Source organism: Pseudonocardia kujensis (assembly GCF_021283305.1).
Lineage (GTDB): Bacteria > Actinomycetota > Actinomycetes > Mycobacteriales > Pseudonocardiaceae > Pseudonocardia > Pseudonocardia kujensis.
The window spans coordinates 1-19,697 of record NZ_JAJSOK010000053.1 but is presented as its reverse complement, the minus strand read 5'-3'; the positions used below and the strand labels follow the sequence as shown (position 1 = coordinate 19,697).

The 19,697-nt window shown below is 75.6% G+C and carries 21 protein-coding genes and 1 tRNA gene; all 22 read left to right on the top strand.

What is annotated here, in order from left to right; all coding sequences use genetic code 11:
• The first annotated feature begins 11 nt into the window (after nt 1-11).
• The 22 genes from LWC35_RS28325 (at nt 12) to LWC35_RS28220 (ending at nt 19,407) form a co-directional block, all read left to right on the top strand.
• Complete coding sequence (locus LWC35_RS28325) at nt 12-1,019, top strand: ABC transporter substrate-binding protein (protein WP_232873325.1); 1,008 nt, start codon at nt 12-14, stop codon at nt 1,017-1,019.
• Between the two features lie 3 nt (nt 1,020-1,022).
• Nucleotides 1,023-2,294, top strand: coding sequence for an enterobactin transporter EntS (gene entS, locus LWC35_RS28320; protein ID WP_232873324.1), 1,272 nt, complete (start codon nt 1,023-1,025; stop codon nt 2,292-2,294).
• Nucleotides 2,291-3,073, top strand: a complete 783-nt coding sequence (locus LWC35_RS28315) for an SDR family oxidoreductase (protein ID WP_232873323.1) — start codon at nt 2,291-2,293, stop codon at nt 3,071-3,073. Before entS ends, LWC35_RS28315 begins: the two co-directional genes overlap by 4 nt.
• A 58-nt stretch (nt 3,074-3,131) precedes the next feature.
• Entirely contained in the window at nt 3,132-4,364 is a 1,233-nt protein-coding gene (locus tag LWC35_RS28310) for an isochorismate synthase (RefSeq protein ID WP_232873322.1), read from the top strand.
• A complete protein-coding gene (locus tag LWC35_RS28305) occupies nt 4,361-6,019 on the top strand; it encodes a (2,3-dihydroxybenzoyl)adenylate synthase (protein ID WP_232873321.1) in 1,659 nt (552 codons plus the stop codon). The genes LWC35_RS28310 and LWC35_RS28305 overlap by 4 nt, the downstream gene beginning before the upstream one ends.
• A gap of 5 nt (nt 6,020-6,024) precedes the next feature.
• Nucleotides 6,025-6,690, top strand: a complete 666-nt coding sequence (locus tag LWC35_RS28300) for an isochorismatase family protein (protein WP_232873320.1) — start codon at nt 6,025-6,027, stop codon at nt 6,688-6,690.
• Nucleotides 6,691-6,791: 101 nt separating this feature from the next.
• A complete protein-coding gene (locus LWC35_RS28295; RefSeq protein WP_232873319.1) occupies nt 6,792-7,058 on the top strand; it encodes a phosphopantetheine-binding protein in 267 nt (88 codons plus the stop codon).
• Nucleotides 7,055-7,270, top strand: a complete 216-nt coding sequence (locus LWC35_RS28290) for an MbtH family protein (RefSeq protein WP_232873318.1) — start codon at nt 7,055-7,057, stop codon at nt 7,268-7,270. Before LWC35_RS28295 ends, LWC35_RS28290 begins: the two co-directional genes overlap by 4 nt.
• Nucleotides 7,267-8,196, top strand: coding sequence for a siderophore-interacting protein (locus LWC35_RS28285; RefSeq protein WP_232873317.1), 930 nt, complete (start codon nt 7,267-7,269; stop codon nt 8,194-8,196). Before LWC35_RS28290 ends, LWC35_RS28285 begins: the two co-directional genes overlap by 4 nt.
• Nucleotides 8,197-8,212: 16 nt before the next feature.
• Entirely contained in the window at nt 8,213-9,448 is a 1,236-nt protein-coding gene (locus LWC35_RS28280; RefSeq protein ID WP_232873316.1) for a condensation domain-containing protein, read from the top strand.
• Nucleotides 9,445-10,170: a thioesterase II family protein gene (locus tag LWC35_RS28275; RefSeq protein ID WP_232873315.1), complete on the top strand. Its 726-nt coding sequence runs from the start codon at nt 9,445-9,447 to the stop codon at nt 10,168-10,170. Before LWC35_RS28280 ends, LWC35_RS28275 begins: the two co-directional genes overlap by 4 nt.
• 228 nt (nt 10,171-10,398) lie before the next feature.
• Nucleotides 10,399-11,298, top strand: a complete 900-nt coding sequence (locus tag LWC35_RS28270) for a ParA family protein (RefSeq protein ID WP_232873314.1) — start codon at nt 10,399-10,401, stop codon at nt 11,296-11,298.
• 2 nt (nt 11,299-11,300) lie between these two features.
• Nucleotides 11,301-12,131, top strand: a complete 831-nt coding sequence (locus LWC35_RS28265; RefSeq protein WP_232873342.1) for a segregation and condensation protein A — start codon at nt 11,301-11,303, stop codon at nt 12,129-12,131.
• Nucleotides 12,094-12,759: an SMC-Scp complex subunit ScpB gene (scpB, locus tag LWC35_RS28260; RefSeq protein ID WP_372463118.1), complete on the top strand. Its 666-nt coding sequence runs from the start codon at nt 12,094-12,096 to the stop codon at nt 12,757-12,759. The genes LWC35_RS28265 and scpB overlap by 38 nt, the downstream gene beginning before the upstream one ends.
• A gap of 98 nt (nt 12,760-12,857) precedes the next feature.
• Nucleotides 12,858-13,637, top strand: coding sequence for a pseudouridine synthase (locus tag LWC35_RS28255; protein WP_232873312.1), 780 nt, complete (start codon nt 12,858-12,860; stop codon nt 13,635-13,637).
• 9 nt (nt 13,638-13,646) lie between these two features.
• A complete protein-coding gene (gene aroH, locus LWC35_RS28250) occupies nt 13,647-14,009 on the top strand; it encodes a chorismate mutase (protein WP_232873311.1) in 363 nt (120 codons plus the stop codon).
• A gap of 212 nt (nt 14,010-14,221) precedes the next feature.
• A complete protein-coding gene (gene cmk / locus LWC35_RS28245) occupies nt 14,222-14,896 on the top strand; it encodes a (d)CMP kinase (protein WP_232873341.1) in 675 nt (224 codons plus the stop codon).
• A complete protein-coding gene (locus tag LWC35_RS28240; RefSeq protein WP_232873310.1) occupies nt 14,893-15,570 on the top strand; it encodes a lysophospholipid acyltransferase family protein in 678 nt (225 codons plus the stop codon). The genes cmk and LWC35_RS28240 overlap by 4 nt, the downstream gene beginning before the upstream one ends.
• Nucleotides 15,570-17,024 carry a ribosome biogenesis GTPase Der gene (gene der, locus LWC35_RS28235; protein WP_232873309.1) on the top strand — a complete coding sequence of 485 codons (1,455 nt, stop codon included), beginning with the start codon at nt 15,570-15,572 and terminating at the stop codon, nt 17,022-17,024. Before LWC35_RS28240 ends, der begins: the two co-directional genes overlap by 1 nt.
• A gap of 57 nt (nt 17,025-17,081) precedes the next feature.
• A complete protein-coding gene (locus LWC35_RS28230) occupies nt 17,082-17,747 on the top strand; it encodes a response regulator (protein ID WP_232873308.1) in 666 nt (221 codons plus the stop codon).
• Nucleotides 17,748-18,950, top strand: a complete 1,203-nt coding sequence (locus LWC35_RS28225) for a sensor histidine kinase (RefSeq protein WP_232873307.1) — start codon at nt 17,748-17,750, stop codon at nt 18,948-18,950. It begins immediately after the preceding gene.
• Nucleotides 18,951-19,333: 383 nt separating this feature from the next.
• A tRNA-Pro gene (locus LWC35_RS28220) sits at nt 19,334-19,407 on the top strand.
• The last annotated feature ends 290 nt before the right edge of the window (nt 19,408-19,697 follow it).

Sequence of the window (19,697 nt, the reverse complement as noted above, 5' to 3'; positions counted from 1 at the left end):
CCCACGGACCGATGTCCAGGCTGTCCCGGACGCCCCGCCGCCGGCGCGTCACGGCCCCCGGAGTCGCGACGGCAGCGCTGGCCGCGCTGCTCGCGCTCGCCGGCTGCTCGTCGACCCCGACGGAGCCGGCGAACCCCGCGCCCGCCGGCCCGCGCACGATCCAGACCGAGCAGGGCCCGGTCGAGGTGCCCGCCCAGGCGCAACGGATCGTCAACCTGTCGGGCGGGTTCGGCGGCTACCTCTACGCCGTCGACGCCCCCGTCGTCGCCACGGACACCCGGGTCCTCGGCGTGACCGACCTCGACGGCGGCTTCCCGCCGGCCTGGGCGGACAAGGCGCGAGCGGCGAACACCCAGCAGCTGCCGGCGGGCGAGCAGCTCGACATCGAGGCCGTCGCGGCCGCCAGGCCGGACCTGATCATCGGCGGCGGCCAGGGCATCACCGCGGTGCAGGCCAAGGAGAACTACGACACGCTCAAGGCGATCGCGCCCACGGTCCTCGTGCCGCAGTCGGCCGCGGACTGGCAGCAGCAGCTGCGCCAGGTCGCCGACGCCGCCGGGCGCGGTGACCGCGTCGACGCGCTCGTCCAGGGCTACGACGACGAGCTCCAGCAGGTCAAGGCCGCGATCCAGGTGCCGGCCGAGCCGTTCGCGATCCTGCTGTCGCTGCCGAACCAGAAGCCGTACCTGATCCCCGAGACCGCCGCGCTGCCCCAGCAGCTCGCCGCGCTCGGCTTCACGATGGACGGCGTGCTGGCCAAGGCCGGCAACCCGCAGCTCTACGGCAGCGGCGACTCGTTCGAGGTGAGCCCGGAGCTGCTGGGCAAGGTCGCCGACGCCCCGCAGCTGTTCGTGGTCAACCTGTCCGGCCGCACGGTCGACCAGTTGAAGGCCGACCCGCTCTACGCGGCGCTCCCCGCCTTCCGCGCCGGCAAGGTCCACGAGCTCCCCGCCACCAGCTACCGGCCGGACCTCGACGGCGCCATGACCACCCTGACCGCCATCGACCAGGAGTTCTGACCCATGAGACTCGGTGGGATGGTGATCGACACCCTGTTGATCGATCCCGGGCCGCTGCGGACGAGCCGGCCGTTCCGGTTCGCGTTCGCCGCGCGGCTGGTGTCGCTGCTCGGGATCGGCCTGCTCGTCGTGGCGGTCCCGGCGCAGACCTACGCGCTCACCGGGTCCTCGCTGCACGTCGCCGGCGTCGCGACCGCGATGGGTATCGGCCTGTTCGTGGGCAGCCTCGGCGGCGGCGTGCTGGTCGACCGGTTCGAACGGCGACGGACCATCCAGCTGGCCCGGTCCGCCGCCGGCCTCGCCTTCGCCGTCCTCGGCGCGAACGCCCTGTTGCCGGACCCGTCGCTCGCGGTGGTCTACGTGGCCTCCGCGGCCGACGGGCTCGCCGGCGGCGTCAGCGGCACCGCCCTGATGGCCGTCATCCCCACGATCGTGCCGCGGGACAAGCTCGCCGCGGCGGGGGCGCTCACCGCACTCACCACCGACCTCGGGACCATCGCGTCCCCGGCGGTCGCCGGTGTGATCATCGCGTCCGGCGGGATCGCCACCACCTACTTCGTGGCCGCCGTCGCCACCGTGCTGACGGTCGGCCTGGTCCGCGGCATCGGGCCGTCGCCGGCGCCGGAGGAGACCCACGAGCAGCCGCTGCGGGCCCTCGCGACCGGGCTGCGCTACGCCGGCGGGCACCGGGTCGTGCGGGCCGTACTCGTGGTCGGGCTGCTGACCATGCTGGTCAGCGGGCCCACCGTGCTGCTGCCCGCCTACGTCGACCAGACCCTCGGGGCCGGACCGCAGGTGCTCGGCCTGCTCTACGGCGCGCCGGCCGTCGGCGCGCTGCTCGGCTCGCTGACCAGCGGCTGGACCGGCCACGTCCGGCGCAGCGGGATCGCGCTGCTCGCCTCCGTGGCCCTGATGAGCGCCGGGATCGCGGTGCTCGGCGTGGCCGGCGGCGCGGTGGTCGCCTTCCTCGCGCTGGCCGGGCACGGACTCGGCCGCGCGCTCACCGACATCCTGCGCTTCGCCGTGCTGCAGCAGAACACACCCGACGCGCTGCGCGGCCGGATCTCCAGCCTCTGGCAGGTCCAGGTCGTCGTCGGGACCTCGGTGGGCTCGATCCTGGCCGGCCTGCTCGGCCGCTGGTTCGACCCCGACACCGCCCTGTTCGTCTACGGCCTGGGCGGCGTGGTGCTCGCCGCGCTGCTGGTCGGCGTCGTCGGCTCGCTGTGGCGGGTCACCAACGACCCCCGGACGATCGATCCGGAGGTGTCCGCATGACCGCGTTCGTCACCGGTGCGGCGCAGGGGATCGGCGCCGCCGTCGCGGCCGCGTTCGCCCGCGCCGGCACCCCCGTCGCCCTGCTCGACCGCGACGAGGGCGTCGAGGCCACCGCGGAGGAGCTGCGCGCCGACGGCGGCACCGCGCTCGCGCTCGTCGCCGACGTCGCCGACCCGGCCGCCGTCGAGGCCGCGGTCGACCGCGCGGAGGCCGAGGTCGGCCCGATCGCCGCGCTGGCCAACGTCGCCGGGGTGCTGCGCACCGGCGGCGTCCTCGACCTGCCGGACACCGCGCTGGCCGAGAGCCTCGCCGTGAACACCACCGGCGTCTGGAACACCGGCCGGGCCGTGGGCCGCCGCCTGTACGCGCGGCGCGCCGGCGCGATCGTCACGGTCGCCTCCAACGCCGCCGCCACGCCGCGCGCCGGCATGGCCGCCTACTCCGCCTCCAAGGCCGCCGCGGCTGCGCTCACCCGGGCGCTCGGCCTCGAGCTCGCCCCGTACGTGCGCTGCAACGTCGTGTGTCCCGGCTCCACGGACACACCGATGCTGCGCGGGATGTGGGCCGACCCGGTCGACCGCACCGATCCGGACGACACCGCCGCGAAGGACCGGGTCATCGCCGGCACCCCCGCCGAGTACCGCCTCGGGATCCCGTTGCAGCGCATCGCGGATCCCGACGACGTCGCCGACGTCGTCCTCTTCCTGGCGAGCGACGCCTCCCGCCACGTGACGATGCAGTCCCTCACCGTCGACGGGGGCGCCACCCTCGGCACCTGACGACCGCCTCGGGTCGAACCCCCGTCCTCCTCGCCTCCCCCCACGAGAGGAACCCACCGTGACCACACCGGCCCTGGAACGGCCAGAACGGCCGCCGCGCCCGGCGCCCCGGCACCGTGCGGCCGACCTCCTCGCCGCCTACCTGCCGGGTTCGTTCTTCTACTCGTCGACCCGCGGCGCCCTGCTGGCGGACGGCGTGCACGCCACCGTCCCCACGGGGTCCGGACCGCGCGCGACGGCGGTCGTCGAGGCCCTCGACGGCGCCCGCGTGGCGGGCGTGCGTGACCCGCTCGTCGTCGGGGCGCTGGGCTTCGGTCCCGACGCCGAGTCGAGCCTCGTGGTCCCGGCCGTGGTGCGGCGGGCGGACCCGCTCGGCGTCGCACCGCCCGCCGAGCCCGGCCCGGCCGAGCCGCTGCAGGGCTGGGCGGTGCGCCAGCGGCCCGCGCCCGAGGAGTACGAGGCCGGCGTGCGCCGCGCCCTCGCCCTGATCGACGACGGCGGGCTGCGCAAGGTCGTCCTCGCCCGCTGCCTGGAGCTGACCGCCGGGCAGGAGGTGCCGGTCCCCGCGCTGCTGCGCCGGCTGGCCCGGGCGAACCCGACCGCGCACGCCTTCGCCGTCGACGTCACCGCCTCCGGCGACCCGGCCACCCGCACCCTGGTCGGGGCCAGCCCCGAGCTGCTGGTCTCGCGGCGGGGCACCGAGGTCGTCGCCAACCCGCTGGCCGGATCGCTGCCGCGGGTGCCGGGCACGTCCGAGGAGGCCGAGGCCGAGAACCGCCGCCGGGTCGCCGCCCTGCGCGCCTCGGACAAGGACCGCCGCGAGCACGCCCTGGTCGCCGCCCAGGTCGGTGAGGTGCTCGGCCGGTTCTGCACCGACCTGCACGTCCCGGCCGCGCCCGAGGTCATCGGCACGCCGACCCTGTGGCACCTGTCCAGCCGGATCACCGGTCGGCTGCCCGCGGCCGACCCGGCGGTGTCGTCGCTGGCCCTGGCCGAGGCCCTGCACCCGACCCCCGCGGTCTGCGGGGTCCCGGTGCCGGCGGCCCGCGCGGTGATCGCCGACCTGGAGCCGGTCGACCGCGGCTACTTCACCGGCCTCGTCGGCTGGACCGGGCCGGACGGCGACGGCGAGTGGGTCGTGACGATCCGCAGCGCCGAGGTCAGCGAGCGGACCGTCCGGCTCTTCGCGGGGGCCGGGATCGTCGAGGGATCCCAGCCCGCCGCGGAGCTCGCCGAGACCAGCGCCAAGTTCCGGACCCTGCTGCGCGCCATCGGGATGGAGGACGAGTGAGCGCCGCCGACCCCCCTGGCCGCGACCTCGACCACACGCCCTGGCCGCCGGAGTTCGCTGCGCGCTACCGCGCGGCCGGGCACTGGCGCGGGCAGACCTTCGGGTCGCTGCTCACCTCCCTCACCGCCGCCCACGCCGGTCGGACCGCGGTCGTCGGCGAGACCGTGTCGGATCCCTGGGCCAGATGGACCTTCGCCGAGCTCGACGACCGGGCCCACCGGATCGCCGCCGGCCTCGTCGCGCGGGGGATCCGCCCCGGCGACCGGGTCGTCGTCCAGCTGCCGAACGTTCCGGAGTTCCTGGCGGTGGTCTTCGGGCTGTGGCGGGTCGGCGCCTGGCCGGTCTTCGCCCTGCCCGCGCACCGCGAGTCCGAACTGCGCCACTTCGCCACGCAGGCCGAGGCGGTCGCGATCGTGACCGTCGGGGTGCACGAGCGGCACGACCACGCCGCGACGGCCCGCGCGGTGGCCGACGACGTGTCCTCCGTGCAGCACGTCCTCGTGGTCGACACGTCCGAATGGGCCGGGCTGGCCGCGACCGCGCCGCGGGAGCTGCCGGACCCCGACCCGGAGGGCGTGGCGTTCCTGCAGCTCAGCGGGGGCAGCACGGGCCTGCCGAAGCTCATCCCGCGCACCCACGACGACTACCTCTACAGCGTCCGGGAGAGCGCCCGGATCTGCCGGCTGCGGCCCGGCAGCGTGTACCTCGCGGCGCTCCCGGTGGCGCACAACTACCCGCTCAGCTCGCCGGGGGTGCTGGGCGCACTGCACGCCGGTGCCGCCTCGGTGCTGGCGCCGCGGCCGGACGCGGACACCGCCTTCCGGCTGATCGAGCGTGAGCGTGTGACGATCACCGGCGTGGTCCCGCCGCTGGCCGCGGCCTGGGTCCAGGCGGCCGCACGGACCACGCGCGACCTGTCGTCGCTGGAGGTCCTGCTCGTGGGCGGGGCCAAGTGCGGGCGCGAGCTCGCCGCCCGGATCGGCCCCGCGCTGGGCTGCACGCTCCAGCAGGTCTTCGGCATGGCCGAGGGCCTGGTCAGCTACACCCGGCTCGACGACCCGGAGGAACTCGTCCTCGGCACCCAGGGCCGGCCGATCTCGCTCGACGACGAGATCCGCGTCGTCGACGAGCAGGACCGCGACGTGCCGCCGGGGGAGACCGGGGCGCTGCTCACCCGTGGCCCGTACACGATCCGCGGCTACTACCGCGCCGGCGCCCACAACGCGACCGCCTTCACCGCCGACGGCTTCTACCGCACCGGGGACCTGGTGCGCCGCACCCCGTCCGGCCACATCGAGGTCGTCGGGCGGGCGAAGGACCAGATCAACCGGGGTGGAGAGAAGGTCGCGGCCGAGGAGGTCGAGGACCACCTCATGGCCCACCCCGCGGTGCTCGCCGCGGCCGTCGTCGCCGTGGCCGACCCGTACCTCGGCGAGCGGACCTGCGCGTACGTGGTCCCCGCCGAGGGTGCCGCGCCCACGGGCCCGGAGCTGCGCAGGTTCGTGCGCCGACGCGGGATCGCGGCGTTCAAGGTGCCGGACCTCGTGGAGATCGTCCCGGCCTTCCCGGTCACGGGGGTCGGCAAGACCAGCAAGCGCGAGCTGCGGGCGGCGCTGTCGGCGCTCGCCGCGGTCGCGTCCGACCAGAAGGGGTGAGCACCGTGTCCCTGCCCAGCATCCCCGCCTACGCGCTGCCCGGCGCCGCCGAGCTGCCCGCCGGGCGCGTCGACTGGCGGCCCGACCCCGCCCGGTTCGCGCTGCTCGTGCACGACATGCAGCGCTACTTCCTGGCGCCCTACACCGGCGCCCCGGTCCCCGAGGTCACGGCCAACGTGCGGGCGCTGATCGAGGCGTGCCGCGAGCGCGGCGTGCCGGTCTTCTACACCGCCCAGCCGGGCCGGCAGGCCGCGGCGGACCGCGGCCTGCTCACCGAGTTCTGGGGCGACGGCATCGGCGCGGTCATCGACGCCGACCCGCGGGCCGAGGAGGTCGTCGACGAGCTGGCGCCGGCGCCGGGGGACACCGTCCTGACCAAGTGGCGCTACAGCGCCTTCCAGCGCAGCGACCTCGCCGAGCGGCTCGCCGCCGCCGGCCGCGACCAGCTGCTGGTCACCGGCATCTACGCGCACATCGGCTGCCAGGCCACGGCGCTGGAGGCCTTCATGCGCGACGTCGCCCCGTTCCTGGTGGCCGACGGCGTCGCCGACTTCTCCCGCGCGCGCCACGACCAGGCCTGCGAGTACGTCGCGCAGCGCTGCGGGGCCCTGACCACCACGGCCGACGTGCTCGCCGCGCTGGCCGCCGTCCCCGCCGGAGCCGCCCGATGAGCGATCGTCAGCGAGCGGAACGTCGACGCAGTGCCTGCGCCCTGTGCCCGATCCCCATGGGCCGGCCGAGCGTCAGCGAGGCCGAGCGATGGGGATCCACCGTGCGAAAGGAAGGTAGAGCCATCAGCCCCCTGGCCGCCGACCGCCTGCGCGCCGACGTGGCCGAGCTGTTGGCCTGCGACCCCGCCGAGATCGACCCGGACGAGGACCTCCTCGACCGCGGCCTCGACTCGGTGCGGCTGATGTCGCTGGTGGAGAAGTGGCGCGCGGCCGGCGCCGCGGAACTGGAGTTCCCCGACCTGGCCGAGCAGCCCGAGCTGGGCCACTGGACCGTGGTCGTCTCGACGATGATCGGAGGAAAGGCATGAGCACCAACCCGTTCGACGACGCCGAGGGCGTCTTCCGGGTGCTCGTCAACGACGAGGAGCAGCACTCCCTCTGGCCGGACTTCGCCGAGATCCCCTCCGGGTGGCGCTCGGTGTTCGGGCCGGACGGGCGCGAGGCCTGCCTCGCCTACGTCGAGGAGAACTGGACCGACCTGCGACCGCGGTCGCTGCGCGAAGCGACGGGAGCCACGTGACCCGCCGTACCGACGACGACCGCACCCGCCACCGCGAGCGGCTCGCCGAGGTCCGCACCGGCACCGTGGCGGCCAAGGTGCCGTACCCCATCCGCATCCGGGAGATGGAGGTCCGCGGCGCGCAACGGATCGGCGCCGGGCTGATCCGGGTGACCCTCGGCGGCGAGGGGCACAGCGGGTTCGAGAGCCACTCGCCCGACGAGCACGTCAAGCTGATCTTCCCCGACGAGGACGGCACGCTGCGCCTCCCGGTGGCGAACGGCGTGATGCTCGACTGGCCTCGGCCCTTCCCGGTCTCCCGCGAGTACACCGTGCGCCGCTACGACGCCGGGGCCGGGGAGATCGACCTCGACATCGCCCTGCACCCGGGCGGGCTGGGCTCGGACTGGGCGCAGGCCGTGCGGCCGGGGGAGCGGATCCACGTCGCCGGGCCGCCCGGCGGGCTGATCGTCCCGCACGCCTACGACCGCTACCTGCTGGCCGGGGACATCACGGCGCTGCCGGCGATCGCGCGCCGGCTGGAGGAGCTGCCCCGCACGGTGTCCGGGTGGGCGTTCGTGGAGGTCCGCGACGCGGCCGAGGAGATCCCGCTCGCCGCGCCCGAGGACGTCGAGGTGCGGTGGCTGCACCGCGGGGACGTCCCGGCCGGGCGGTCCGACCTGCTCGAGCGGGCGGTGCGTGCGGTGCCGATCCCGGACGGCGAGCGCCTCTACGTGTGGATCGCGGGCGAGGCCACGACGGTGAAGCCGTTGCGGCGCTGGGTGAAGGACGACCTCGGGCTGGGCCCGGACGACAGCGACGTCACGGGCTACTGGAAGCGGGGCGTCGCGGACTTCGACGAGGAGCACGCGGGCCACGAGCACGCGGGCCACGAGCACGGCCACGAGCACGGCCACGAGCACGCCCACGGCGACGGGCACGGCTGAGGCGGGGACGGAGCGGATGAGCACCGAGACGGTGACCACGGAGACGGTGGGCACGGAGAGGGGGACCACGGACGCGGACCGACGGGCGGCGCCGGCCGCCGAGCCCGCCCCCGGGTCCCCCCACCCGGAGCGGGCCGACCCGGCCGACGACCTGGTCGTGCGCCTGCGGCTGCGCGGCGTCCTCGACCCCGAGGCGCTGAGCGCCGCCTGGCGCGACGTCCTGGGCCGGCACGCGGTCCTGCGGACGCTCACGGCCGGGCCCGACGGCCCGCGGGTCGCGGAGGCGGTGGCCGTCGCCCGGGTGCGCCGGCGCCCGGTCCGGCCCGCCGACCTCGAGGAGGCCGTGGCGGCGGCACTCGCCCGCCCCGCCGCGCTCGCCACCGAGGGGCCCGCGCGGGCCACGCTGCTGCGCGTCGGTCCCGAGGAGCACGTGCTGGTCCTGGCCGTGCACCGCACCGCGATCGACGACCGCTCGGTCCGGCCGCTCCTGGCCGACCTGGGTCGCGCCTACTCGGCCCGCCGGGCAGGCACGGCCCCGGTGTTCCCGCCGCTCCCCGGTGGTGCGGCACGGCTCGGGCGCGGGAACGGGCCCACCTGGTACCGCACGGACCTCCGGCAGCGGTGGATCACCGTCGACCGCGCCCTCGCCGACGGGGCGGCCGACGCCCTGGCCGCGCTCTGCGCCTCCCACGGCGCGAGCCCGCTCGCGGCGGCCCTCGCCGCGACGGTCGCCGTCGAGCACGGCGCCGTCCAGCACGGCGCCGTCCAGCACAGCGCTGTCGAGGAGGGGGCGGCTCTGGAGGACGGTGCCGCCGGGGACCGCCCCGGCCTCGACGCCGAGGACGCCCGCCGAGCCGGCGGGTTCGAGGGTGCGGTGGGGCCGTTCGCCGCGGTCGTCCGGGTCGCGGGCGGCCCGGGCGGCACCGGGACGACCCTCCTCGGCCGCGTGCTCACCGCCCTGTCCGGCCGCGCCCCCGCGGCGGGCACCGGCCCCGCCCGCACGCTGGTCCGCCACGAGCCCGGTGGCGAGCCCCCGCCGCTCGACGGCCTGGTCGTCGACCGGGAGCCCGCACCCGCCGGCCCGGTCGGGTACGACCGGGTCGTCACGCTGGTCGAGAGCCCGGAGCGGCTGTCCGTCCGGCTCGCCGTCGACGCGGCGTCCGGCGACGCCGCGGGTGCCGCGGCCCGGGTCCGGCGGCTGGCTGCGGCCCTCGAGCACCTGCTGCGCGACCCGGCCGCCCCGCTCGCGTGAGCGCGCCCGCCCGGTCCCGCGGCTGGCTGCGCACCCCGCGCCCCCGCCCCGACGCGGACCTGCGCCTGGTCTGTCTGCCGCACGCCGGGGGAGCGGCGAGCTCCTTCCGGGGCTGGGCGGGGGCCGTCCCGCCCGGGGTGGAGCTGGCCGCGGTGCAGTACCCCGGCCGCGAGGACCGGATCCGCGAGGAGCCGTGGACCGACGCCCTCGCCATGGCCGAGGCCCTCGTCGGCCTGCTCGCCGCGGACCCGCGCCCGCTCCTGCTGTTCGGGCACAGCCTGGGCGGCACCCTGGCCTACGAGGTCGCCCGGCGGCTGCCGCGGCCGCCGGTGCGCCTCGTCGTCTCCGCGCGGGTCGCCCCGACGGTCCCACCCGCGGCCGTCTTCCGCGGTGACACGGACGACGAGCTCGCCGCGGAGCTGTGCCGGCTGGGCGGCACGGACGCCCGGGTGCTGGCCCACCCGGAGCTGCGCGCCCTCGTCCTGCCGGCCTTCCGCGCCGACCTGAGGGCGGCCGACGGATACACCCACCCGCCGGGCCCGCCGCTGCGCTGCCCGGTCCGCCTCCTGCTCGGCGCCGACGACCCGGCCGTCGACGAGGCCGACGCGCTGCGGTGGGCCGAGGTCGCCCCGGCGGGCTTCACCCACCGGGTCCTGCCGGGTGGACACTTCTACCTGCACGAGCAGCGCGACCAGGTCCTCGCGGAGATCGTCCGGCCCTGACCGGCGCCGACGGCGACGCCACCCCGCGCCGGACCCCGACCCACCCGGACGGAGGCTGCTCCGGGTGGGCTAGCGTGCGGTGAGTTCGACCGGAAGTTCGACCCGCCCGGGCGTGGCGCGTTGCCGCGCCCGGAAGTGGTTCCTAGTCTGCGCCCGAGGTAGACCCGGCACGGGAGAAGAGACTCAGGGATCGACACCGGATTTCGACACGAGGAGACCGGAGCCCGCATGGACACAGCACCCGACGGGGACGGTGCGGGGCCCGACTACGACCCGACCGTGGAGCCGAGCCTGGAGGACACCCCCAGGCCGGGCGGGCGGCACCGGGTGGGCGCGCCGGAGCCGGCCCCGCTCACCGAGCACGGGCCCGCGCGCGTGATCGCCGTGGCCAACCAGAAGGGCGGCGTCGGCAAGACGACCTCGACGATCAACCTGGGCGCGGCGCTCGCGGAGTACGGCCGCCGGGTGCTGCTCGTCGACTTCGACCCGCAGGGCGCGCTCTCGGTGGGGCTCGGCGTGCAGCCCCACCAGCTCGACGCGACCATCTACAACCTGCTGATGGACCGCGGCGTCGAGGCCGACGACGTCATCCTCAAGACCTCCGTCGCGGGCATGGACCTGCTGCCGAGCAACATCGACCTGTCCGCCGCCGAGGTCCAGCTGGTCACCGAGGTCGGCCGCGAGCAGGCGCTGGGCCGGGCGCTGAAGCGGGTGCTGGACCGCTACGACGTGGTGCTCATCGACTGCCAGCCCAGCCTCGGTCTGCTCACGATCAACGCCCTGGCCTGCGCCGACAGCGTGCTCATCCCGCTGGCCTGCGAGTTCTTCAGCCTCCGCGGCGTCGCGCTGCTGATGGACACGATCGACAAGGTCCGGGACCGGCTCAACCCCGACCTCGACCTCCTCGGCATCCTCGCCACCATGTTCGACTCGCGCACCGTGCACACCCGCGAGGTCCACCAGCGGGTGGTCGAGGCCTTCGGCGACCTGGTGTTCGACGCCGTCATCAACCGCACGATCCGCTTCCCCGAGACCACCGTCGCGGGCGAGCCGATCACGACGTGGGCGCCGAGCTCCAGCGGCGCGGAGGCCTACCGCATGCTGGCCCGCGAGGTCATCGCCCGGTGACGCTGGCCGACGACAGAGCCACCGCCGCCACCGCCGGCACCCCGGACGCCAGGCCGCGCTTCACGGTGCGCCTGGTCAACTTCGAGGGCCCCTTCGACCTGCTGCTGCAGCTCATCGGCAAGCACGAGCTCGACGTCACCGAGATGGCGCTGCACAAGGTCACGGACGACTTCATCGCCCACCTCGCCGCCCTGGGCGACGACGCGGACCTCGACGAGACCACCGAGTTCCTCGTCGTCGCGGCCACCCTGCTCGACCTGAAGGCGGCCCGGCTGCTCCCGGCCGCCGAGGTCGAGGACGAGGAGGACCTCGCGCTGCTCGAGGCGCGGGACCTGCTCTTCGCGCGGCTCCTGCAGTACAAGGCGTACAAGCAGGTCGCGGGCCTGTTCGCGGAGCTGGAGAAGACGGCGCTGCGCCGGTTCCCGCGCTCGGTCGCACTCGAGCCGCGGTTCGAGGGGCTGCTGCCCGAGGTCCTGCTCGGGATGGACGCCGCGGCGTTCGCCGAGCTCGCGGCGAGCGTGTTCCGGCCCAAGCCGCCGCCGGTCGTGGGCACCGACCACATCCACCAGCACGACGTGTCGGTCCCGGCGCACATGGAGATCCTGCGCGAGCGGCTCGCCGAGCTGGGGGAGGCGACCTTCGCGGCGCTGACCGCGGACTGCGTGGCCCCGATCGAGATCGTCGCCCGGTTCATGGCGGTGCTGGAGCTCTACCGGGAGCGGGCGATCGAGGTGGAGCAGCCGGAGCCGTTCGGCGAGCTGACCGTACGCTGGACCCCCACCCCGTCCTCCCCGAGTGAGCCGACCAGTGAGCCTGCCGAACCCGGAACCTGACCCGGACACCCCCGCCGACTCCACCGACGACCCCGCCGACGACCCCGCCGCGGGTGCCGATCTCGAGGTCGACGGGCTCCCCGGCCTGGCCCGCGAGGACGAGCTGAGCGCGGCGCTCGAGGCGTTGCTGCTGGTCGTGGACTCGCCGACGGACGAGCAGAGCCTCGCCGCGGCGCTCGACCAGCCGGTCGGCCGGGTGGAGCGGGCGGTGCGCCGGCTGGCGGAGAGCTACCGCGAGCAGGGCAGCGGCATCGACCTGCGGCGGGTGGGGGAGGGGTGGCGCTTCTACACCCGCGACCTCTACGCCCCCTACGTCGAGCGCCTCCTGCTCGACGGGCAGCGTGCCAAGCTCACCCGGGCCGCGCTGGAGACCCTCGCGGTGGTCGCGTACCGGCAGCCCGTCACCCGGGCGAGGGTCGCCGCGGTCCGGGGTGTGAACTGCGACGGCGTGCTGCGTACGCTGCTCACGCGCGGTCTGGTGGAGGAGGCCGGTGTGGACGGGCCCACCCAGGGCACCCTGTTCCGCACCACCGAGCTCTTCCTGGAGCGGCTCGGGCTGGCCTCGTTGGAGGACCTGCCGCCGCTGGCCCCGCTGCTGCCGGACATCGACGCGATCGACGAGCTGTGAAGAGAAGGACCCGTGAGCAGGACCCCGGGAAAGACGACCCCGGGAAAGACGACCCCGGGAGAGACGACCCCGGGAAAGACCCCGAGAAGGACCCCCGCATGAGCCGCCCGTCCCGCCCCACCTCCTCCGCGCAGGCCGAGGGGGTGCGGCTGCAGAAGGTGCTGGCCCAGGCCGGCGTGGCCTCGCGCCGCGCCGCCGAGGAGCTGATCGCCGCCGGCCGCGTCGCCGTCGACGGCGAGGTCGTGCGCGAGATGGGCCGCCGCATCGACCCCGACACCGCGGTGGTGCACGTCGACGGCTCACGCATCCAGCTGCGGGACGACCAGGTGTACCTGGCGCTGAACAAGCCAGCCGGGATGCTCTCCACCATGTCCGACGACCGGGGCCGGCCCTGCGTGGGGGACCTGGTGATGCAGCGGACCGAGCTGCTCAACCAGGCCGGTCGGCTCTTCCACGTGGGCCGGCTGGACCAGGACACCGAGGGCCTGCTCCTGCTGACCAACGACGGCGAGCTCGGCCACCGGCTCATGCACCCGTCGTTCGAGGTGGAGAAGACCTACGTCGCCGAGGTCACGGGTCAGGTCGCCCGGGACGTGGGCAAACGGCTCCGCGACGGCATCGAGCTGGAGGACGGGCCGGTGCGTGTGCACTCGTTCCGGCTGGTCGACTCGCTGCCCGGCCGGTCGATGGTGGAGCTGGTGATCCACGAGGGCCGCAAGCACGTCGTCCGGCGGCTGCTCGACGAGGTCGGGCACCCCGTGCAGCGCCTGGTCCGCACCGCGATCGGCGAGGTCCGCCTCGGCGACCAGCGGCCGGGCAAGCTCCGCCCCCTCAACCAGAACGAGGTGGGTTCGCTCTACAAGGCCGTCGGGCTGTAGGGGGCGGCGGTGGCGGTCCGGGCCATCCGCGGCGCGATCCAGGTCGACGGCGACTCGCGCGAGGAGATCCTCGAGGGTTCGGCCGAGCTGGTCGGCGCCGTGCTCAAGCGCAACGAGTTGACCAGCGACGACATCATCTCCATCGTGTTCACGGCCACGCCGGACCTCACCGCCGAGTTCCCGGCCTACGCCGCCCGGCTGCTCGGGCTCACCGATGTGCCGCTCATGTGCGCCACCGAGATCGCGGTGCCCGGGGCGATGCCGCGGGTGCTGCGGCTGCTCGCACACGTGGAGACCGATCTCGCCCGCGCCGACCTGCGGCACGTGTACCTGCGCGGGGCCGCGGCCCTGCGCCGCGACCTCCCTTCCTGACCGCGTCCGAGGGGGGTCGGGGCGCCGCCCGCTCCGCCAGGCACAATGGTCGGCGGCCCGCGCCAGGTCGTCGTACCGGCGGGCCCGGAGTACATCTGCACGAGGGGTGAGGCATGACCGGGCCGACAGCGTCCACGGCGTCGACCGGGTCGACAGGGTCCACGGCGTCGACCGCGCCGACGGGGGAGGGCGTCCTCAACGACGTCGTCGCGATGGACGGACCCTCGGGCACCGGGAAGTCGACCGTCTCGCGGCGGCTGGCCCGCACGCTGCACGCGGCCTACCTCGACACCGGGGCGATGTACCGGGCCGCCACGCTGGCCTGCCTGCGCGCCGGGCTGGGCGCGGACAGCGACGCCGAGCGGATCGCGGCGGTCGCCGTCGGCGCGGAGCTCGAGTCGGTCACCGATCCGGCCGCGCCGCGGATCCTGCTGGCGGGGGAGGACGTCGAGGCCGAGATCCGGGACGAGCCGGTGACCAGGGCCGTGTCGGCGGTCTCCGCGGTGCCGGCGGTGCGCGCGGCGCTCGTCGCCCGGCAGCGGGACCACATCGAGCGGGCGCTCGCGGGCGGCCGCGGGATCGTGGTCGAGGGCCGCGACATCGGCAGCGTGGTCGCGCCCGAGGCCAAGCTGAAGGTCTACCTGACCGCCTCCGAGGAGGTCCGGGCCGCCCGCCGGGGCCGCCAGGACGCCAGGGCGGGGCGTGCCAGCGACCCCGCGACCACGCTCGCCGACGTCCAGCGCCGCGACCGGCTGGACTCCACCCGCAAGACCTCGCCGCTGCACGCCGCGGCGGACGCGCTCGTCGTCGACACGGACGAGCTGTCCGTCGACGCCGTGCTGGAGGAGCTCCTGCGGCTCGTGCGGGAGCGTGGGCTCGTCACATGAGCGCCCCCTCGGTCACCACACCGGGTGACCTCCCCGCCGGCGCCGACCCGAGGCTGCACGACCTGGCCCGCTGGGTCGGGACGTGGTGCTTCCGGCCCGCGTTCCGGGTCCACCTGCACCACCGCGAACGGGTCCCGGCGACCGGTCCGGTCGTGATGGTCGCCAACCACAGTGCGCTCGTCGACGGGCCGCTGCTCTTCGGACTACTGGGGCGCCGTTCGGTGTTCCTGGTCAAGCAGGAGATGTTCACCGGCGTCCTCGGTACGGGACTGCGCGGGATCGGGCAGCTGGCCGTGCGGCGCGGCGAGCCCGACCGGGCACCCCTGACCGCGGCGCTCGGCGTGTTGCGCGGCGGCGGGCTCGTCGGCGTGTTCCCCGAGGGCACGCGCGGCAGCGGCGACGTCGCGGCGGCCGAGCAGGGTGCGGCGTGGCTGGCCCGCACCTCCGGCGCGCAGGTCCTCCCGGTCGTCTGCCGGGGGACCCGGCGCCCGGAGGGGAGCGGGCGGCGGTGGCGCCCGCGGGTGGACGTACTGGTGGGCGAGCCGCTGCCGGCCCCCACCGGGAGGGGCCGTGCGGAGCTCGCCGCGGCCACCGAGACCCTCCGCGGCGCCCTCGCCGCGCTGGTCGCGGACCTCGACGCGATGCGAGCGGACGACATGCGGAGTAGTGCCTGATGGACGAGACGATCACCGGCGGCGACCGTGCCGCCATGGCGGAGCTGGGGCTCGACCCCGACGACTTCGCCACCGCCGACGCGGAGTTCGGCGCGGACGGGGAGGGCGGCGCGGAGCAGGGCCCGGCGCCGGTCCTCGCCGTCGTCGGACGGCCGAACGTGGGCAAGTCCACGCTGGTCAACCGCTTCCTCGGCCGCCGCGAGGCGGTCGTGCAGGACATCCCGGGCGTCACCCGCGACCGGGTGTCCTACGACGCGCTGTGGAACGGGCGGCGGTTCACCGTCGTCGACACCGGCGGCTGGGAGCCCGACGCCGTGGGGCTGCAGAAGGAGGTCGCCGCGCAGGCCGAGCTGGCCATGCGCACGGCCGACGCGATCCTGCTCGTCGTCGACTCGCGGGTCGGGGCGACCGAGGTCGAGGAGGCCGCCGCCCGGGTGCTGCGCCGCTCGGACCGGCCGGTCCTGCTCGCCGCGACCAAGGTCGACGACGAGCGCGCGGTCGCCGACACCGCCTCGCTCTGGGGGCTGGGGCTGGGCGAGCCGCACCCGGTGTCGGGCCTGCACGGCCGCGGCTCCGGCGACCTGCTCGACGCGATCCTCGAGGCCCTGCCCGAGACCCCGCGCGAGACCTTCGAGGGCCGGACCGGCGGCCCGCGCCGGGTCGCCCTGGTCGGGCGCCCGAACGTCGGCAAGTCCTCGCTGCTCAACCGGGTCTCCGGCGAGGTGCGCTCGGTCGTGCACGACGTCGCCGGCACCACCGTCGACCCGGTCGACTCGCTCGTGGAGCTCGACGGCGAGATCTTCCGGTTCGTCGACACCGCCGGCCTGCGCAAGCGGGTCAAGACGGCGTCGGGCATGGAGTACTACGCCTCGCTGCGCACCCAGGCCGCGATCGAGGCGGCCGAGGTCGCCCTCGTGCTGCTCGACGCGAGCGAGCCGATCTCCGAGCAGGACCAGCGCGTGCTGACCATGGTCGAGGAGGCCGGCCGGGCGCTGGTGATCGTGTTCAACAAGTGGGACCTCGTCGACGAGGACCGCCGGTTGGCGATGAAGCGCGAGCTCGAGCGCGACCTCGTCCGGGTCCGCTGGGCCGAACGGATCAACGTCTCCGCGCTCACCGGCCGGGCCACGTCGAGGATCGCGCCCGCGATGCGGACGGCCCTGGCCTCGTGGGACCAGCGGATCCCGACCGGTCGGCTCAACAGCTGGCTGTCCGAGGTGATCGCCGCGACCCCGCCGCCGGTGCGCGGCGGGAAGCAGCCCAAGGTCCTCTTCGCCACCCAGGCCGGCACCCGCCCGCCGACCTTCGTGCTGTTCACGAGCGGGTTCCTGGAGGCCGGGTACCGCCGGTTCCTCGAGCGGCGGCTGCGCGAGGAGTTCGGGTTCGAGGGCTCGCCGATCCGGCTGTCGGTGCGGGTGCGGGAGAAGCGGGACCGCAGGGGCAATCGCCGCTGACCGGCCCGGCGGGGTGAGTCCTCCCTCGGGCGGACGCCGACCGACTACCCTCCCCCCATGGCCGTTGACTCCCCCAGCGGTCCCTCCGGACCCGTGCGCGTCGTCCTTGCGGACGACGAGGCGCTGCTCCGGGCGGGTCTGCGCACCGTGCTGGAGGCACGGGGGACCGTGGCCGTGGTGGGGGAGGCGGGCGACGGCGACGGGCTGATCGCCGCGGTCGACGCGCACCGGCCGGACGTCGTGCTGGCCGACGTGCAGATGCCGGGCCGGTCGGGGCTCGACGCGCTGCGCGTGCTCTGCGCCCGGCCCGACGCCGTCCCGGCGGCGGTGCTGACCACCTTCGACCTCGACGAGTACGTCACCGAGGCGCTGCGGATCGGGGTGCAGGGGTTCCTGCTCAAGGACGCCGAACCCGACTCCCTGATCCGCGCCGTGCTCGACCTCGCGGCCGGGGGCGCGGTGCTGGACCCGCGGATCACCGCCCGGCTGCTGCCGCGGCTCGTCTCCGAGCCCGCGCCCGCGCCGCCGCGACCGGCCGACCTGACCCTGCGCGAGACCCAGGTGCTGCGGCTGCTCGCCGACGGCGAGTCCAACGCGGCCATCGGCTGCCGGCTCGGGCTGGCCGAGGCCACGGTGAAGAAGTACGTGTCGGCGCTGCTGGTGAAGCTGGGCGCGGAGAACCGGGTGCAGGCGGCGCTGCTGGCGCAGAGCTGGGGGGCGTGAATGGCACGGGGGGTGCTGGTCCGGCGGGGCGGCCCCGCGTGGCGGCTCGGCGTCGAGCTGCTCGCCGTCGGACTGCCGGCGGTGTTCGTGCTGCTCGGTGCTCCGGGCCCGTACGAGTGGTCGGTCGCCGCAGGGCTCGTCGGGTGCGCACTGCTGCCGTTGCGGCACGTGCGGCCGTGGCTGGCGGTCGTCGGGTCCCTGGGGGCGATCTGGGGCGGACTGGGCTGGCCCGCGCAGATCGTCGCGCTGTTCGTCCTCGGTCGACGGACCCGTCTCGCGGCCACCGTGCCCTGGCTCGTGGCCGTCGTGTCGGCGGCGGTCGTGCCGGTGCTCCAGCGCGAGGCGCTCAGCTGGCAGTCGGTGATCCTCACGATCGTCTTCGCCGTGCTGTCCGCCGGCAGCCCGCTCGGGTTCGGCCTGCTCACGGCCACCCGGGAGCGGCTGACGACGAGCCTGCGCGAGCTGGAGGACGCACGCGAGGCCACCGTCGCCGCCCGGGAGAGCGCCGCCCGCGCCGAGGAACGCGCCCGGATCGGTCGTGAGGTGCACGACGCCGTCGGCCACCACGCGACCCTCATCGCCGTCGGGGCGGCCGCGCTGTCCGCGTCGACGGAGGAGCAGCGGACCCGCGACGCCGCGGACGTGCTGCGCACCCACGCCAAGGAGGCGCTGGCGGAGATGCGCAGTGCGCTCGGGCTCGTCGGGCCGGCCTCCGCGGGCGCCGCGGGGCTCGGTGAGCTCGTCGACCGGGCCCGCGAGGCCGGGCTCGACGTGGCGTTCGGCGCGCTCGGGACCGCCCGGACCCTGCCGCCGGCGCCCGACCAGGCCGTCTACCGCGTGGTCCAGGAGGCGCTCACCAACGCGGCCCGGCACAGCCCGGGTTCCACCGTACGGGTCGAGGTCGACTGGCGGGCGAGCGACAGGATCCGGGTCGAGGTCGGCAACGGGCCCGCCCGGCGGCCGGTGCGCGGCACGTTCGGCACCGGAGGGGCCGGGCTGGCCGGTCTCGCCGAGCGGGTCCGTGCCGTGGGTGGGGAACTGACGAGCGGACCCGACGGCGACGGGTTCCGGGTGTGCGCGGTGCTGCCCCGCGCGCCCGAGACCCCGCCGACGGGGCTGCGGCGGGTCGACGCCGCGGCAGGCCAGCCGGTGGCGCGGGAGGCGGACACCGCCGCCCTGCCCGACACCGTGCCCGGTTCGTGATCTTCGGCACGGTCGTCGTGCCCCTCCCAGGAGGATCACCGACCGCGCCGCGCGCCGTTTCGTCCCCTTCGTGCTCCGCGTGCCTTCGGTCGTCCCGCGCCGCGACCACGTCCGCCCCGCCTTCGTCGCGGCCCCACGCGACGACACCGCTGGTCGGCGACGGGTTACTGGTGAGTACCTACGAAAGTCGCCTTCGCGGGGCGACCGACGGCGGTGGTGTCGCCGGGGAGTCCGAACCAGACTGACGGGACCGTCACGGTGGTGCCCCACCGTGTGGCACCCGGCGAGTTCGTTCGCGGACGAGTTGGGGGGAGCGAGGTCCGGGCCGGTGCAGGGAGTCGATCGGTGGTGCGGTAGGCTGATCGAGCCCTCACGGGGGCGGCCGGGACGTGGCGCAGCTTGGTAGCGCACTTGACTGGGGGTCAAGGGGTCGCAGGTTCAAATCCTGTCGTCCCGACGGTCGGCGGAGGCCGGTGTCCACTCGACGGGGACACCGGCCTTCGTCGTTTCCAGCTGCAGGAACGATTGTCGGCAGTACTCGAATCATGATCTTCTTGTGTGTGATGATGGGGATCATCCGGCGCTCCACCGGGGACCACTCGGGGACCCGGGGCCGCCAGCTAGGAGTCCGCTGAAATAGGACGTTGCGAGGGTGGCGGTGCTGCTCGTGGTGGTGGCTGTAAACGCCGTTTATGCCTTCGGGGTCGGGCGTGTGTGATGGCGAGGCGGGTTGGGGTGGTGGTGTTC